We start from the raw sequence: 16784 nt of genomic DNA on the forward strand, positions 1-16784 counted from the left end.
CCAAAATAAGCTCCACAGGCGGCTTGTTTACCCGCAGCTGCAGAGCTTTATCCATACTTTATTTAACGGACAGCAGACTGTTCGATATGAACTTTAGCTGAGCTTCCAATGATACCGGGTCGTTGTACGTGTCCGCCTTCGGATTCAGCTGAAATACATGACCTGCTTTAACCGCGGGCAAGCTTTTCCATACCGGATTGTCATAGACGATGTTCGGATCGCTTGTGTCTCCAGACCACGGACAAGTGAAAATGATATCTCCGGCAAATTCCGGGAGCTTCTCCATAGAGATTGTGGCCCAGCCGGTCCCGCTGTCAATCGCTTCCTTCTGTGCTTCCGGCGGCGCCTTCAAGCCGAATTCGTCATATATGATTTCTCCGCCGCGGCCGAAGTTATGTCCAAACACGTACAGCCCTTTGGCATAAGGGTTCAGGATGGACACCGTTTTGCTGCCTACCGCTTCCTGAATCTTGGGCTTCAGTTCATTGATCTTGTTTTCCCACTGCTCGACCCAAGCCTTCGCTTCTGCTTCTTTACCGGTCAGTTTTCCGAAGTCGATCATCTGATCCTTGTAATTCTTTTTACCGTATTCGATGGCGACAACCGGTGCAATCTGCTCCAGCTGATCGATTCCGTCCGTCCCGGTATAGGTGATGATCAGATCCGGTTTCAGCGACAGAATTTTCTCGGGCGATGGCTCGCTGCCGACGCTTTCGACGCCGTCCAGCATGCCCTCGAAATACGGATTCTCCATAGCGCCTTCCAACACGCCGACCGGCTTGACGCCTAGCGCCAGAAAGTACCCTGTATAGAAATTCGTCAAATCGACGATCCGCTGCGGATGCTCGGGTACCTGGACATCGCCGTTGCCCGCTTGGAACGTAACCGTTTTACCCGTTCCGGAAGACTCATTCCCCCCGGCTTGGGATGAAGTCGTGTCAGACGATGATCCTGCTGAAGCAGTTCCAGCGGCCTCACCTCCGCTTCCCGACGTCCCCGACCCTGCATTGGATCCGTTCCCGCCGCAAGCTGCCAGCAGCAGGGCTATTCCTAACACATAGACCATCAGCGTGTATGGTCTTATAAATTTAAACAACTGAATCCACCCCTATGTATTTGATATTGAGAATCATTATCAATATAGCATGACACTTCGGAGGTGGCAATTCATTTTTTAAGGAATCTGTTTAACAGTGACTAGTTCGATGCTTCTTTGTCCAACCTGCCTTTCGTTTGTATCCCCCTTCGTTCGGAAAGAACCAGTCCGGCGATGGTTAACAATGCGCCCCAGACTGCAGCTGCTGTGATCTCCTCGTGGAGAATCAAGGCCGCCGCTGCCACGGTGATGACCGGCACGAGATAAATATATACACTGGTCTGTACGGGCCCAAGTACACCAACGCTCCAGTTCCAGGTGACAAAGCATACCGCCGATGCACCCAGCCCAAGAAATAGCAGATTGGCAATATTAGCGCCATCGGACAAACGCTCGAGGTTACCGGGCAGACCCTCAGTAAGCAAGACCGGAAGCATAAACAGAAGCCCATAGAAAAAGATCCGCCGCGTACAAGCAATGGTGTGATACCCAAGCCGGCTTATTTTGCGCGTGAGGATCGAATAGATTCCCCAAAACACGCATGCCAGTGCTGCCAGGGAGTCCCCGATCGGATTCAGCTTCAGCACAGCGCTTCCTTGCAGCGTGAGCAGCACCACTCCACTCATGGCCACCGCGAAGCCCACGAAAAACAGCCCATCCAGCCTCCCTTCTTTTAAGATAAGCCTGGACGTTACAGCGGTGACAAAAGGGGCAACCGATACGATGATGCCGACGTTGGAGGCTAGCGTATAGGTTAACGCCACATTTTCCAGCAAAAAATACAAGGTTACCCCGCAAAGGCCCGCCCCCGCAAACAGCAGCTCTTCCCGGATCCGCCGGAATGGAACCATTCGGGGGTGAACGGCGAGCAGTGCCACATATCCGATTGCGAAACGCAGCAGCAAAATGTCGAAGGGTTCAAAATCGTCCAGAAGCACTTTGGTCGATATGAACGTCGTCCCCCAAATCAGAATCGTCAACAAGGCGGTCATATGGCCAGCGTTCCGGCTTTCGGACAGCTTCATACGCCTTTGGCCCCCTTAGTTGGCAGGACAGGCTCCATCTGCCGTTCATTCCCGAAAATTCGCATATACTGGCGCGGCGTTAGCCCGATAAATCGCTTGAAAAAGTTGCTGAAATGGCTTTGATCGCTGAACCCGGTCAGCAGTGCCGTATCTGCCGGAGGCGTTCCCTGTTCCAGCAGTTTCTTGGCGTGTCCGATCCGCACCGTCTCCAGGTAGCTGTATGGCGATATGCCCCGTTCCCGGGTAAACGAGCGTAAAAAGTGGTACTTGCTGAGCCCTGCCAAAGCGCTTAAGTCATCCAGTGAAATGGCCCCTGCGAAGTTCGTCTCCATGTAATCACACACATCCTGAAAGCCCGCTCCCCCCTCATAAGCTTCGCAGGCCGAGACATCCGTATATTCATGAATCAGCTGTCCCATCAGCAAAAAGAACTGTTCTTCCTTGATAAAATCAGACTCTCCCTCACAGATCATGGCATGAAGTTCCCTTAGCGAAGGAGCAAGCTCGCTCTGGTACAGAACGGTTTGCGCAAACGCCGGCAAATAGCTTCGGCCCGTAATTTCCTGCGCGATTTCCATCATCCGCGGAGACTGGACATTTATGCAGCGGTAATCTAGGGCACGGCCGTCCACTTGCTCGCAGGCATGAACATCACGCGGATTAAAAATGATGATATCGCCAGGATTGATAATATATTCCCGCTGCCGGCATTCCAAATAGCGCTGCCCGCCTTCTATAAATCCGATCACGTAATAGTCGTGAAAATGAGGGGGAAATTTTTGTTTGACACCCACAAATCGGTATGCCTCGACCTGCAGGCCGGCGTCATAATAAACGGTTCGAATTTCGTCCGGCATGCCGTCACCTCCTTCTTGGTTTCTCTGTAAGGGTAACCGATGGCTCACCCGTAAGGATTGCATGATATTGCTCTAGGTACGGTCAAGCCGTGAACGCCATGGCGTAACGATCGGTCAAAGGGAAAAAGCCCGCCAACATCCAGATTGGCGAGCTTCGTATCCCTTTCTATATGGTCCGAGGTCGGCCGAACTAAATGCTGAAATGTATTACCAGACGGCAACGCCCCCATCAGTACGGGGGTCGGTTCCTCCGCACAGCACCCCGGTATCCGGATCTCTCCAGATGACCTGCCCTCGCCCAAACGAGCCGAAGTCGTGTGCAACCTGAACGTCATGTCCCATACGCTGGAGACGTCTGACCATATGCATCGGAAAGTGAGGCTCGACCGTCACCGTCTTGCCCTTTACCCATTGCCATCTAGGGGCATCGAGCGCTGCCTGCGGATGAAGGCCGTAATCAATCAGGTTCATCGCCACCTGAACATGTCCCTGTGGCTGCATATACCCGCCCATTACGCCAAAAGGCCCCACCGGCTGTTCTCCTTTGGTGATAAAACCCGGGATGATCGTGTGGTACGTCCGTTTTCCCGGCACCAGGCGGTTGGCATGATCCTCCTCCAGCGAAAATTCCAGCCCGCGGTTTTGCAGGGCGATTCCCGTACCGGGAACAACGATCCCTGATCCGAAGCCGGTATAGTTGCTCTGAATAAAAGAAACCATGTTGCCTTCTCCATCTGCTGCTGCTAAGTACACCGTTCCGCTTGCGCGCGGCTCGCCTGCCGCCGGAACCATCGCCTCGGCGCCGATCAGCCCTCTTCTCAGCTCCCCGTACTCTTCCGTCAATAATACATGCGGATCGACGGACATATGCGCAGCATCCGTTATGTAACGGGCACCGTCTGCAAACGCCAGCTTCATCGCTTCGATCTGACGGTGATATGATTCGGCCGATTCCTGGGATGCCGCCGGAAATCCCTTTAAAATATTGAGCGCAATCAAGGCGATCAAGCCTTGCCCGTTCGGTGGGATCTCCCAAATGTCGTAGCCGCGGTACGGTACCGACATCGGCTTCACCCACTCCGGCTTGAAGGCAGCCAGATCTTCTTCGCTCAAAAAGCCGCCGGATTGGGATATAAATCCGGCGATCCGCTCGGCCAGCTCCCCGCGGTAGAACGCTTCCGCTTCCGTCGAGCCGATCAGGCGGAGCGTCCGCGCATGGTCGGGCGAGCGCCACATCTCGCCGGCCGCAGGCGGCCTGCCCCCCGGCGCAAACACGCTCAGCCACGGCGCAAATTCTTCGCCTTCGAGCGTGCTGTAGCGCCGGAAAGCGGCGTGCCAGTTGGCTGCGGCCGTTGGCGATACCGGGTAGCCGTCCTCCGCATAGCGGATGGCCGGCTCCAGCGACTCGGCCAGCGGCAGCCGGCCGAACTTGCGCGATAGCTCCGCCCAGGCGGCCGGCGTGCCCGGCACGGTCACCGGAATCGCGCCGTAGCGCGGCATCTCGTGATGCCCAAGCGCTTTCACAGCCTCGATCGAGATCGAGGCCGGCGCCGGGCCGCTGCTGTTCAGCCCGTGCAGCTGGCCTTTCGTCCATACGAGGGCAAAGGCGTCACCGCCGATTCCGTTCGAGCACGGCTCCACTACCGTGAGCGCTGCAGCGGTAGCGATCGCCGCATCGATGGCGTTGCCCCCGCGCTTCAGTATGTCCAAGCCTGCCGCTGAGGCAAGCGCCTGCGAAGTGGCCACCATGCCTTTATTCGCGTAAACCGGCAGCCGGTAGGAAGGATACGGATGATATAGAGGATCAAAGGACATGAATGCTTCAGCCTCCTGATTTCTTCGGTTTTGCCGGTAAACATATCATCCGGGTTTTAAACTGTCAATCATCTTTTCATATGCCACGTGCAGGATTCCGGCGGCGGGGCTGCTGTTCTTACTCCCTATTTTCAGTCATATACTGAACCAGAAGAATGAACCAGAACCTTGCGGATCTACGGGCCGCAGCGGCTCCGACTCTTATCAGAAGCGATTCTGATCAGGGTCTTTTTTCATCCCTGCGCAATCAAAATTTTGAAGGAGTGATCGAAAATGAATATGCTGACCAGATTTCTCCTCTATTTCGGCAAAGGCCTGCTGATCGCGGTCATCGCCGTTCCATTCCTGCTGTTCGTCATTATCGGCAGCTATGAAGACACGACGGCCATTGATGAATTTATGTCCCGCTTTTTTTAGGTATACCTGCAGGCATCTGGGTCTGCCTTACAAGCTTGGATTCCCAATCCATGCCTATCAGAACCATGCCGGCAATGACAAGCAGGCCCCCTGCCCACTGCGGCCATCCGGCCTGTTCGTGCAGCAGCCACACGGAGAGTGTCAGGGAAGTGAACGGCATCATGCCCGAAAAGGCGGCCGCGGTCGAAGCTCTGCAGTGCCGGATGCCGGCATACCAGCAAATAAACGCCAGGGCGGTCACCACAGGACCATACCAGACAAGAGCCAGCCACCCCTGCCATCCCATTCCGGAGAGAGCCGCTAAAGGCTGCTCCGCCAAACAGGGGACCAGGCTGATCAGCCATGCCATCGCGGAGACGAGCGTCGTCTGCACGACAGGATGTATAGCTTCGTGTTTCCCGCTGCTTTGGACTGCCGCTGCGCGGGACAGAACGTTGAACAGCGACTCGCAGCCGGCGGCACCCAGGACCAGAATGTTTCCAACCATATGTTCATTGCTGAAACGGCTTTCCGGCATAAACACGCCCTGGATCAGCAATATGCCGCAGACCGTGCCGGCGACGCCTAGTAAATGGGCGGCTCTCATCTTTTCGCGCAGGAACAGCATGGCCAACAATACCGTAATCGCGGGGGTCGCGCCGGTTAATATTCCTGCCTCCACCGAGCTTGTACGGGTAAGACCGTAAAGCAAAAACATGCGGAACAGCAGGACGCCGAACATCGCCTGGCAGAACAGCAGCAGCCACTGCCTGGCAGACAGGGCCCGGATCGTTCTCAGCAGCTGCCCCATACAGAACGGCAGCAGGCAAACCAGCGAGAACAAAAGGCCCATGGAAGTAATCGTAAACGCTCCAAGCTTACCGTTTACAAACGAAGCCGCCACGACAGAGGTGCCGGCAAGCCCAAATGCGCATAGCAGATACACATATCCTTTGATTCGTTCCATTATCAGCATCATCCCCGGTTCAGTAGTTTCGTTTCCCAAAGGCTGTTACAATCATAGTGGAACAAACTGGTACGGAAAAGGACCAGTTCATCCCGAAATGATACCAACCAGTTGGAGGATGCCATGTGGGGAATCGAGTTGGACCGGAGCTTGGACATTTCATTGAAACGTCAGATTTATCAGAGGCTGAGGGATCAAATGATAAACGGGATTCTGAAGGAGGGCTCCCCCCTCCCTTCGACCCGTGAATTGGCCCAGTCGCTGGCCGTATCACGGAATACCGTGAATGAAGCGTATGACATGCTGATCGCCGAAGGGTACGCGGAAAGCCGCCAGGGGGCGCCTACCCGGGTTGTTGGAGGGTTAATACTGGATCAAGCGAAGCAGAGCGCATTCCAGCAGCATCAAGAAGCGATCCCTGTTCCTTCCTTTCGGGCGGACTTCAAAACAGGCCAGCCGGATCTTCGCGAGTTTCCGCGTTACGCTTGGCAGAGGGTATTCCAGAAGGCCTTGGGCGAAATGCCGGTGGAACTTCTGGGATATGGCGGCCCTCAAGGCCTGGTACAGCTGCGCGAAGAGATTGCCGCCTGGCTTTTGCGCAGCAAAGGACTGACCGTTGACGCCGGTGATATTTATATTACCGCTGGCGCCACGCAGGCGCTTCACTTGGTTGCCGACCTGCTCCATACGGACCATCCGGAAATATTGGCCGAGGATCCCTGTAATATTGAGATGATCCAGACTTTTATTCAAAAAGGTTACAAGGTGACGCCGGTTCCCGTCGATGCCCATGGGATTGAGACCAATGCCTTATCCCTGGATCACCGCGGGCCGATATACGTTACACCGTCCCATCAATTTCCTCTTGGGGGTATTTTGCCTGCAGCCAGGCGAGCCGAGCTGATCCGCTTTGCGCGCCGCTGCGGCAGCTATGTCATTGAGGACGACTATGACAGCGAATACAGATATTACGGGGAACCGGCAGCACCACTGTATGCGATGGCCCCGGACCGGGTCATTTATATCGGCACGTTCAGTAAAGTTCTGTTTCCTGCGCTCCGGATCGGGTATGTTCTAGTTCCCCGCGAGCTGCAAAGCCGCTGGAGAAGGCTGCGCACCTATACGGACGTGCAAAATCCGCCATTTGAACAGGCGGCGCTGGCCGAGTTTTTGCGTACCCGCAAATTCGACCGGCATATCGCAAGGATGAAGAAGCTGTACAGAGAACGGCGCCAGGTTCTCCTCGATGCGCTGGCGGACTGTTTTGGGGAGCAATGGCGTCCTTGGGGCGATGCGGCAGGGCTGCATTTGGCCGTCGAGTTTGCCGGCATGGCATTCGATGATTCGTTTCGGAATCATGCACGCCGGAGCGGGATACGCACGGTCCCCGTGGAGCATCACTGCATACGGAGAGGAAGGCACACCGACAAGCTGCTGCTTGGCTACGGTCATCTGGAACCCGGTGAAATCCGCTATAGCGTTCAACATCTTCAGCAGTTTGCAGCCGAGTATTTTAAGGAACATGCCCGTCATCGTTAGAGCTGCAATAAATCATCATACGTGAGGACATTCGATGTCATTCGCTCAAACGAGCCGTGTTCCAGCATGTCGGCGCCGATCCGGTGGAGCAGCGAAATCACGGCGCGGAAAGGGCCGGAGCCGGTGCTGATCCGTTCAATCCCCATCGACTGCAGCTCATGAAAGGACGGCATGCCGGCGCCGACCAGCAGGTTGACCGGACCACCGATTTCTTTCCGAAGGATGCGGATCGCAGCAATATCTGTAACGCCGGGCACAAAGACGCCGTCGGCCCCCGCTTCCCTGTAAGCCTGAGTTCGTTTAAGCGTTTCCTCCAGCATGTCGGCCGGCGTTCCCTTTCGAATCCAATAAAGATCCGTCCGGGCGTTAAGAAACACCGGGATGCCCAACCGGTTGATGGACTGCCGGATGGCGGCTATTTTCTGCTGCTGCTCGGAAATGTCATACAGCCCGTCTCGGGGATTCATCTTGCTGTCTTCCAGGTTGATCCCTACTGCGCCTGATTCGATCACTTGTCTAACCGAATTCGCGACTTCTTCCGGCGTCGATCCATACCCGTCTTCCATATCTATGGAAACCGGGATGCTCACGGCCTGAACGATCTCCCGGACCGCGGCCAACATCGTGTCAAACGGCATGCTCCGGTCCGTGTAACCATGGGCGGCGGCAATGCCTGCGCTGGTCGTTCCTACGGCCTTGAATCCGCACTGCTCGAAGACCTTGGCGCTTGCCGCATCCCAAGCGTTGGGCAAAACGAAGGTCTGCTTATGAAACTGTCTGAAATCCAGTGCTTTGCGGATGTGCTGCTCAATATCCACCATTCACCCATCCTTTCTCTTTCACTTTTTGATCAACCTGACTCCATGATAAACCGGAAACCCTTCGGTCATCATCGAAATATGGATTGCATTCACCGGAAGGCCTTCACTACATAACAAAGACCTCTATCCGCCGCTCTGTGCGGAGAGATAGAGGTCAGAATCAGTTCAACGGCTTTCCCCTCATATACTGCTCCAACCGTTGTTCCAGTATGGACTGTTTCTCCAAAATATCCGTTAACAATTCGTATAGCATGTCGTTGGTGACTTCCACTTTCTTCAGACTGCGCTGGCTTCTCCCTTCATGGCGGGCTTGTATCTCTTCCGACTTGACCCGAAGCGGGTCCTTCGGAATGTGAAAATGGGTTTTTGAAGACACTGCCTTCTTAGCCGGCATCGGCAACCACCACCTTCAGCTCCGCATTTCGGTCCAATCCGTGTGTCTTTAAAACGAACGCGCCGGGCTCATCACTGGTAACCGTGATATGAGCCACGCCTTTTTCTGTTTTCACGGACTGCAGCACCCCGTTCAGCTCCACCTGGATCACTTCATTGTATTGGTCCTGCACGTTCCCCTCCCAATCGGTTATGATGATCTGGGCAGACAGGGTATCTTCACCTGTTGCCGCAATGGAGGATTTATCCGCCTCGATCCGCGCAAAGGCTCCTTTGAACTTGCCTTCGACGAAGCGGGTAAACAGGAGCCGCCGATCTTGATATTGCTCGAAAGTAATCGGGATCATAAGCGGAGAATCCACAACGCCAGCCAGTTCGCTAACCGCAAACACCTTGCCATCCCCATCCAATTCCGCGTAGTAATTAGGCAAATTCGATCACCTCCCAGGAAATTTCCGCATATGCCTCGTAAAATCCGTCCATGAAATTAAATTTGACCTTGTTATTTCCCACAAGGGTTGCACATACCGAGCCGTCCATCATCGGCGAGGTTTGAGACCAATGCGACAAGCCGGTTGTGGTGATATTAACAAAGCTTTTTTGCGGATTAACTGCCGTAATGGTCACTTCTTTAACCAATGAGCCGTTTCCATTCGGATAGAAAAAAGAAATATTCGTCGTTCCGCGCTGTACGCTTTTAATTCCCACGCCCTTCCACCCCGATCCGTCATGAAATTTCAAAACACCATTCTCGACTTTAAAATCGGGACTGCTCTCCGGACAAGCCCTGCTGAGCACACCGAAACCGGCGATAATCGTATTGCCCGAGCTGTCTGGAGCGGTCACCGTTAACCGGATGTAAGAACCGGCTGACGCTTGATCAAAGGGATGATACCTTGGGAATTCGTCCGTTACGCTGCGCGAATAGGTGTAAACCTTTCTCCAATTGGTGTTGTCGCTGCTGGTTTCGATATAGAAGCTGACGGGATCCGCGTTCCAACCCTTTTCAAAAGAAACGCCTTCGATATCCGAATATTCGTCGCCCAGCATCACTGTCATGGATTGAGGAAACTTGTTATAGGCTGAATACAAAGCCCAAAAATGTTCGCCGGATTGGAAATACGGCACCGTCGGCAGCCCGCTGAGCTGTCCGGCAGTTACGGTAACCGGCTTGTATTTGGCAGCATTCCTGCTGATCCGGCCGGATTCCAGATGCCTGCGGCACAATGTGTAGCGTGCCACTTTGTCTCCAGTGACAGCTGTGGATGCGATCTTATCACCTGTGACAGCGCCGCCGGCGATGCCTTCGGCGCCGATGAGCGGCGCATCCCCTGCTTTTCCCGTATGCCGGTGCCCGCCTGTTCCGTGAAACAGCGCATCGGTCGCTTCAATATTTTCATTTTGCGCGATCCTCCTGACCGTATCAGAAGGCTCGTAAGTCTGCAGTCCGCTTGGCAGTTTTGCCATGTCTACTCCCCCTTACATTTCAAGCTCTGTTCCTGGATGATCCGGCTTCCAGACCTCCAGTTCGTCCCATGTCATTCCAAGCGCTTCTAGCTCCTCCCAGGTTAAATCTGCGGCATCCAGTTCCTCCCACCTCAAGTAGGTAAACTGGAAGTTCAGGTGCAGATGCGCCGGGACGATCTCCCGCAGCGCCTTCTGGACGTCATTCAAATTCGGCGGCACGCCGCGCTTGCCGATAAAGGTGACGACAACTTCATAACCTCCGAAGTTTTCCTGGATGTCGACTTCTCCGTTTTCAAACGAGTCGACGACGCTGCGAATGACAGCCAGAGTGACTGTTCCGGCACCGCGCAGCTTCGTCTTGATGACGGATCGCCGTTGATCGTCGGGTTTGCCCGGCGTATGCGGAATGCCGCAAATGTTCTCCCATGTATCCAGCCCCCATGTGGCCGTATCAATAAAAAATTGTTTAAGGACGTCTTGAATGCCTTCATGCAGGCGGTTCACTTCATCCGCTTCACGGCCGGTCAGATTACCAACGATCCGGGAATCCGAATAATACTTGGGGAGATACTCCAGCATATCCGACGAAATGTTACGCAACAACGAAATTCACCGTCCCTGCCACAGCAACCTGCTCTTCGGCGAGTTCCAGATTCCCGGAAGTACCATTGATTGTTAGCTGGCTGAAATCCAATATTTCTTCAACGTCCAGCAGCAGACCAAACACCCGGTTATAGGGAACCAGCGTTTGGTGAAAAGCAAGACCCGCCAAAAATGCCGCCAACTGCCGCTGAAATTTGGTTTTAACGTCTTCAAGCACCGCACCCGGCATCAGCTTGATCGCCGCCGACACATCAATCTTCACCTCCACCGCAGGAGTCACCGTGACCTGAGCCCCAACCGGACGCCGTTCTTCCACGGCCGCACGCACACGCTCAATAATGGTGGGGACTGGGGCGCGTTTGTCGTCGGACAAAACGGACAGTTTGACCGTCCCGCCCCCGTTCCATACCGGGAATACTTTGACGTCGCCCACGCCTGGAACTTCGAGAGCCCATTCCCGATAATGCCACGCATTACCGCTCGTCGCCGGCCTTCTGACGCGGTCGAAATACCGTCCAAGAAGCGATTCGTCCGGCTCCTTGTCAGCCCCATTGACAAAAGGCTGTATATTGGTCACCGTCAGAACTCCAGATAAGTTGCCTCGTACTAGCGAAATCCTGCCAGCAGCCACGTTCCCATGCCTGCCTCCCATGGCCGCGGCGGCTTTCACGACAGCGCTCCCCTGCTTGATGGTCGCCTCTTCGACCGTGACGAACACTACCGGATCCTCGTCTTCCGTCGAGACGGCAGTTCCCCGCGGAATCACGATATGGTCGTCACCTTTAAAGCGAAGCTCTCCTTCCGCCTTTACGCTCGGACGGCGAGCCAGGCCAAATTCGGCGGCCCGGAGATCTAGAAACTCGGAGGGCTGCTGCGGGCCGGCAAAGCCAAACTTCAGCACATTGTCGAGTTCAATATAGGCATGCGCCAGCTCGATGGCCGCTGGCGACAGCAGGTCATACGTTACCGAACCTTGGCGCTTGTCGAGATCGGCAGGCGAAGCATCCAGCATCCGCTGCAAGATGGCCCCTTTCGTCTGCTGTTCATACATATCAGATCGTCACCTCTTGTTCTAAGATCCCTTCACTGGTCCATACGGTAAATGTCACAAACAACCGGTCACCGTCACGCACGATGGCAAACTGCTCCACCGATGTGACGCGGTCATCCGCCAAAATCGCCTCGGTAATTACTCTCGTAATTTCGCTCTTCAGCAGCTGATGGGAAATATCCTGGCCCAGCAAACTTTCAAGCTCGCAGCCGTACTGACTGTCGTAAATAAGATATCGGTACCTGGCCGTGAGAATGGCCTTCCGGATCCATTGTCGAAGCGCCTCCTGCCCGTCGATGATCCGCCCTCCGACCTCTCCTGTATCAAAATCAAGGCTATAAGTCCGCGACGGTGCGGAGAGATGCTTCACTTCAACAAATCGCTCCTCGCGGTTGCGCAATGGTGATAGTGCCATCAGTACATCACCGCCCGGTCCAAAATAATATAAATTTGTCCTTGCTGTATCCCTGCCACGACCACGCGGTCGCCTTCCTCCAGTTCGTCGATAAATTCCAGCTCGGCTTCCTCGGTGGAGAAATCGGCGGACGACACATTTATTCCGGTAAACGATATCTTGCCTTGGCCCACAAACACGGCGCCAGGATCGAAGTTGAAAGGAGGCACCTCCGGATTCATGTTCGTTGCGGACACTTTCGTCTTGCTTTCACTCTTCAGATTCACTTTTCGCTTATATTTGGTTAGAGACTGGGCCACGATGAGATCATCTTTTTCCAGCTCGATATTCATGTGATCAACTTTGATTTTGAGCTCGGGAGGCGCAGCCGTCACGGTCGCAAGTTCAATGGACATATCGGAATTGTATCCGATCGCACGAATCAGCTGCACAAGCTGGCTGGCTCCCGATCCTTCGATTCGTTCCATCGTTTAGCCTCCCTTCGCTTCCTTGTATTCCATCTTGGGGATGTCGTCCGTCGCCGACAGCGTGAGCGACATCGTATGGTTGCCCCGTTCGAACCGATGATCGTCCGCAGATACGTAATAGCCTCCCAGGATGCCGGTGACGCTTTCCTTTACATATACGCAGGAACCCGAAATAACCTCAGGGATACCCAGACAATCGATCCGGGCCTGGTCCTCAATGGTGCCCAAATCGGCAAGGAGCTGCTTCGCCCGCTGCTCCATTTGGGATTTGGTCATGCTTTGTTCGGGCTTATCCAAGTGCTGCATGACACCGAACCTCCGTATTAATTCCCCATCCTTGGCTGCTGCCGATATTTCTTTTTTGGCTGCATCCCCTCCAGCCACTTTAATTTGGGTCTTTGTGTCTTCGATGGATTGGGAATAACTCGCGTCCAGCACATTTACCCCGTTTTCCAGCACCCATTTGACCGACTGCTCTTTACGGGCAAGCAGCTGGAGTTTGCCCTCCCGTGAAGTCAGATGATACCACTCCCCGTTTTGCTTCTGGGACTCGGTCAGCGACATGACCATCATCTCAAACAACGTTTTGTCGCGGAACACGAGCTTAGGGATTACATAACCGGTATCCTGGATTTCACCGGTAGAAATTGAAAATTCGCCGCACAGTTTCTTGATCACAGAGGAAGCGGTCATGTTCCGAAATATTTTGGTATCCTTGCTTTTGGTCAGGTAAATGTTCTCATCATACGCTGTCAGCGTCATCTGTCCTTTAGAGTTGAGCTGATCCGCAAACAGCACACCCCGGAACAATTCCAGCTTCTCATCCCAGATCAGGCGAAGCTCGCCGCCCTTCTTATAGGTCATGTATATCTCCCGCTGATCACCGGTGTTGGACAGCTCCACAACCAGCTTGCGGGCAGCCTGCTTAATATCGCCGGACCAGCTGACCGATTTGACGATCGGGTCCAAATGAACGTTCTGTTGGTCATCTTGGTACTCCACGCTCCAGCTCATGATGGAATCACCAGCTTCTGGCCTGGGACAATCCGGTTTGGATTTTTTCCAATTACCGTTTCATTTGCCGCATAAATTTCTCTCCACCGATCCCCGTTTCCCAGCGTTCTTTGGGATATTTTCCACAGGGTATCGCCGGGAACCACAACGTACGCTGCCGGTCTGACTCTGGCATCTGGACGCTGTTCTCCAGAAATGATCGTTGCTTTACCCGAACCGGTGGTTTCAACCTGACGGAACCGGACTTCGGCATACTCTTTTAACTCCAGCTCGTAAAAAACATCCCCTGGATTACCCGCTCGTTCCGTGTACTGGAAGGAACGGATGGTAACCAGCCCTTTGATTTTCGTCCCCGTTATATCCAGCCGTACAGGGCGCCTGCTTTTGATCCATTTCTCGATCATCTCCACCGTTTCCCAAGGATCCCGAATATCTTCGTACTCGCAGAACCCGGGGTGGTAATCGCGCGGAAAAAAGGACGAAAGCGAATATTCTTTAAGCAGCGCCTCACCGATGACCGTATATTCCCCCAGCTGCGTGACCTGGACATCCTCATAACCATGCGAGGTTTTGACCGATATTTGCTCAGGATTTACAGGCAGCTGCAGCCATTCCGTCTCATCCATCGTTTTCAGCCAAAATTCCAATGAGGCCATTACGCCATCAAACCTCCTGCCGCTTTGATTTCCCTGGCAAGTGCCCGCGCAATCGCATCGATGTCCGACTCTTGGCGAACATGAAAAGTGTTGCCTGTGATAGATATCGACCCGCTTCCGGCAGATCCGCCGGTAAATTCACGGTTGTCGCTGGCCGTCATAATTCGTTCCCCTTTATGAAGCCTAGCGATCATTCCGTCATATGGCACATAATCCATACCATGATAATGTCCCGGAACAGGTCCGCCGTTTGCGGTGATCTGCCCCGCGCTTTTCCGGTTTACATCGATGGAGACTTTTTTCTCCTCATCTCCAAAACCAAAAAACGACCCGATGGCATTGGCTACTTTTGTGACGGACTCCATGATCGCATCCATATGGTATTTGAACAGGTACGCTAGCCCCGCGACGGCAGCGCCGACGAGCAGGACCGCAGCGATGATCGGCAGGAACGGCGCGACTAGTGCCCACCCGGCCACTGCCGAAGCCCACAATGCAGGGGCGAACACGCCAAGAAGCAGAGCTGCCATCGAACCGATGGTGGCCAGCACGATATCCGAATCTCTGGCAAGCACTTCGATGACGGAAGCCATCGCTTCACCAAATGGAAGAAGTGCCTCCCCGAGCGGAGCCAGGGCAATCGTAATCCGGTTCTGAAGCTGATCCCATTGATCACCGAACGTCTTCACCTGACCGGATTGCTGTTGGATGGCTCCATTGGCCGAATTCATCGCGGCTATGACACCCGCAAACTCGACTTGCCCGCCCCTTAGGGCCGTGACCAGATTGGAACTCACCTTTTCGCCGAAATATTTGGTGGCGATGCTAGCCGCATCCGCCGCCGTCGCAGCATCCTTGATGTCGCTTGCGATCTTCGCAATCCCCCCGTTGGGGAGATCCTTCTTCAAAGCATCCTGTATGGGCGTAAGGCCTTGGGCCTGCCACTGGGCGAGAAGAGCCATCGACTGTTCAAATCCGAGGCCCATCGACTGGAGCGGTGCACCGATCTGGGTCATGTTTTTCATTAAGTCGCCCATTCCCACGCCGCTTGCTCGGCTGGCCGCGTAGAACTGGTCCATCATTCCGGTTCCCTCGTTCGCTTTTTTGCCCCAAATGTCCATCACTTTGGCTGCCGATTCCGCCGCTTCCCCGCTGCCCGCACCGGCTAACCTGGAGGCGTCAAGCACCGCTTTGGACATGGCTTCCAGCTGAGAGCCCGACATTTTTGCCTTTCCGCTGAGGGTTCCCATCACTTTTGCGACCTCGTTCAGGTTCTGCGGCACCTGACCGCCGACTTTCTTCAGCGATTCCGTCAGCCCCTGGATTTGACCGGGTCCCGCACCTGAGGAAGCGCGCAGCGTGCCCATGGCGGTACTGAACACCTTGGCCGCTTCGAAAGATTTATCTTTTAGAGCACCGAGCATGCTGCTGGCTGTACCCGTGACCGCAGAGAGCATCTTCATCTGCTTCTCCGAATCCTGGATCGGGCTTGATCCGACGATCTTCTGCAGCCGCTTGATCCCTTTCTTCTTCGGAATCGGCGTGCCGTACAAATAATTCGCCCTTTCCGCAGCGGCATCTTCATCCGCTTCCTTCTGATCGGCTGCTGCTTTCATCGCTTTTACCTTACTCCAGACCGCAGCAAACGGTTTGGCTGCCGTCCTGGCACCAACCGAGATTCCCTTGGACACACCCTGGCCAATTTTCGAGAATGCCCCGGAAATTCCGCTGTAGATCGTCGAGGCCGCTCCGGAGACCCCTTTCGTCACCGTCGTGACCGCGTCGCCGGCCGCCATTTTGACCGCAAACAGCTGCCTCGTGACCTGAGCGCTCAAATCGCCTGCCTTCCACATTTCCTCGCTCATTTGGGCGATTCCGTTAAACTGCTCCAGGCTGATCGTCGTCGTCTGCAGCTGTTTCATCATTTTGTTATATTGCTTGAGGCTGTTCATGCTTTTACCCGATATCTGAACGCCGCCTCCGTTGTTGTTCGAAGACGAAGCCAATCTTCCTCACCTCCCTGCCTGCCGTGTAGACCGTCTAAGGTCCTACGGCGTTTTCCTGCGGGCAGCCCTCGCTTCTTCTCGCCGTATCTTCTCCTCTTCCTCCAGCTGCAGCATCATCGAAGCATACATAAACCGCTTCGTCCCTTCATCCTTGTTGAATACCACGTCAGGCGGAAGATGATGCCGCTGAAAGATC

General features: G+C 54.4%; 18 protein-coding genes. 2 read left to right on the forward strand and 16 right to left on the reverse strand.

The window, feature by feature from the left end:
- Nucleotides 1-58: 58 nt before the first annotated feature.
- From K2F33_RS25305 to K2F33_RS25320, 4 genes are all read right to left on the reverse strand, one after another.
- The gene (locus tag K2F33_RS25305) at nt 59-1096 is read right to left on the reverse strand and encodes an iron-hydroxamate ABC transporter substrate-binding protein (RefSeq protein ID WP_263879397.1); all 1038 of its coding nucleotides are present in this window, start codon (nt 1094-1096) and stop codon (nt 59-61) included.
- A 101-nt stretch (nt 1097-1197) separates the two neighbouring features.
- Nucleotides 1198-2121, reverse strand: coding sequence for a DMT family transporter (locus tag K2F33_RS25310; protein ID WP_263879398.1), 924 nt, complete (start codon nt 2119-2121; stop codon nt 1198-1200).
- The gene (locus K2F33_RS25315) at nt 2118-2978 is read right to left on the reverse strand and encodes an AraC family ligand binding domain-containing protein (RefSeq protein ID WP_263879399.1); all 861 of its coding nucleotides are present in this window, start codon (nt 2976-2978) and stop codon (nt 2118-2120) included. Before K2F33_RS25315 ends, K2F33_RS25310 begins: the two co-directional genes overlap by 4 nt.
- 207 nt (nt 2979-3185) lie before the next feature.
- Nucleotides 3186-4793: a gamma-glutamyltransferase family protein gene (locus K2F33_RS25320; protein WP_263879401.1), complete on the reverse strand. Its 1608-nt coding sequence runs from the start codon at nt 4791-4793 to the stop codon at nt 3186-3188.
- 273 nt (nt 4794-5066) lie between these two features.
- Between K2F33_RS25320 and K2F33_RS25325 the strand changes: the two genes are divergently transcribed.
- The gene (locus K2F33_RS25325; RefSeq protein WP_163873822.1) at nt 5067-5210 is read left to right on the forward strand and encodes a hypothetical protein; all 144 of its coding nucleotides are present in this window, start codon (nt 5067-5069) and stop codon (nt 5208-5210) included.
- On the opposite strand, the gene K2F33_RS25330 is transcribed toward K2F33_RS25325, so the two are convergent.
- A complete protein-coding gene (locus tag K2F33_RS25330) occupies nt 5191-6156 on the reverse strand; it encodes a DMT family transporter (protein WP_263879404.1) in 966 nt (321 codons plus the stop codon). The genes K2F33_RS25325 and K2F33_RS25330 overlap by 20 nt on opposite strands.
- Nucleotides 6157-6279: 123 nt before the next feature.
- Here K2F33_RS25330 and K2F33_RS25335 point away from each other — a divergent pair, with 123 nt between their 5' ends.
- Nucleotides 6280-7695 (forward strand): MocR-like pyridoxine biosynthesis transcription factor PdxR, encoded by a 1416-nt coding sequence (locus tag K2F33_RS25335; RefSeq protein ID WP_263879405.1) that lies wholly within the window; start codon nt 6280-6282, stop codon nt 7693-7695.
- Here the strand turns inward: K2F33_RS25335 and K2F33_RS25340 are convergent.
- From K2F33_RS25340 to K2F33_RS25390, 11 genes are all read right to left on the reverse strand, one after another.
- Complete coding sequence (locus K2F33_RS25340; RefSeq protein WP_263879407.1) at nt 7692-8516, reverse strand: isocitrate lyase/PEP mutase family protein; 825 nt, start codon at nt 8514-8516, stop codon at nt 7692-7694. The two genes, K2F33_RS25335 and K2F33_RS25340, sit on opposite strands and share 4 nt — an antisense overlap.
- 160 nt (nt 8517-8676) lie before the next feature.
- Complete coding sequence (locus tag K2F33_RS25345; RefSeq protein ID WP_076166411.1) at nt 8677-8910, reverse strand: hypothetical protein; 234 nt, start codon at nt 8908-8910, stop codon at nt 8677-8679.
- Nucleotides 8900-9340, reverse strand: coding sequence for a hypothetical protein (locus tag K2F33_RS25350; protein WP_263879409.1), 441 nt, complete (start codon nt 9338-9340; stop codon nt 8900-8902). The genes K2F33_RS25345 and K2F33_RS25350 overlap by 11 nt, the downstream gene beginning before the upstream one ends.
- A complete protein-coding gene (locus K2F33_RS25355) occupies nt 9333-10376 on the reverse strand; it encodes a discoidin domain-containing protein (RefSeq protein WP_263879411.1) in 1044 nt (347 codons plus the stop codon). The genes K2F33_RS25350 and K2F33_RS25355 overlap by 8 nt, the downstream gene beginning before the upstream one ends.
- 12 nt (nt 10377-10388) lie before the next feature.
- On the reverse strand, nt 10389-10979 hold the full coding sequence (locus K2F33_RS25360; RefSeq protein ID WP_244879256.1) for a putative phage tail protein: 591 nt from the start codon (nt 10977-10979) through the stop codon (nt 10389-10391).
- Nucleotides 10969-12030, reverse strand: coding sequence for a baseplate J/gp47 family protein (locus K2F33_RS25365; RefSeq protein ID WP_263879414.1), 1062 nt, complete (start codon nt 12028-12030; stop codon nt 10969-10971). The genes K2F33_RS25360 and K2F33_RS25365 overlap by 11 nt, the downstream gene beginning before the upstream one ends.
- 1 nt (nt 12031) lies before the next feature.
- Nucleotides 12032-12445, reverse strand: coding sequence for a DUF2634 domain-containing protein (locus K2F33_RS25370; protein ID WP_076166426.1), 414 nt, complete (start codon nt 12443-12445; stop codon nt 12032-12034).
- Nucleotides 12445-12912, reverse strand: coding sequence for a DUF2577 family protein (locus tag K2F33_RS25375; RefSeq protein WP_263879417.1), 468 nt, complete (start codon nt 12910-12912; stop codon nt 12445-12447). Before K2F33_RS25375 ends, K2F33_RS25370 begins: the two co-directional genes overlap by 1 nt.
- Nucleotides 12913-12915: 3 nt before the next feature.
- A complete protein-coding gene (locus tag K2F33_RS25380) occupies nt 12916-13926 on the reverse strand; it encodes an XkdQ/YqbQ family protein (protein ID WP_263879418.1) in 1011 nt (336 codons plus the stop codon).
- Nucleotides 13923-14582 (reverse strand): LysM peptidoglycan-binding domain-containing protein, encoded by a 660-nt coding sequence (locus K2F33_RS25385; protein WP_263879420.1) that lies wholly within the window; start codon nt 14580-14582, stop codon nt 13923-13925. Before K2F33_RS25385 ends, K2F33_RS25380 begins: the two co-directional genes overlap by 4 nt.
- Nucleotides 14582-16588 (reverse strand): phage tail tape measure protein, encoded by a 2007-nt coding sequence (locus K2F33_RS25390; RefSeq protein ID WP_263879423.1) that lies wholly within the window; start codon nt 16586-16588, stop codon nt 14582-14584. Before K2F33_RS25390 ends, K2F33_RS25385 begins: the two co-directional genes overlap by 1 nt.
- Between the last annotated feature and the right edge of the window lie 196 nt (nt 16589-16784).

Origin of the sequence: Paenibacillus sp. PSB04 (genome assembly GCF_025809195.1) — a bacterium.
Lineage (GTDB): Bacteria > Bacillota > Bacilli > Paenibacillales > Paenibacillaceae > Paenibacillus_AQ > Paenibacillus_AQ favisporus.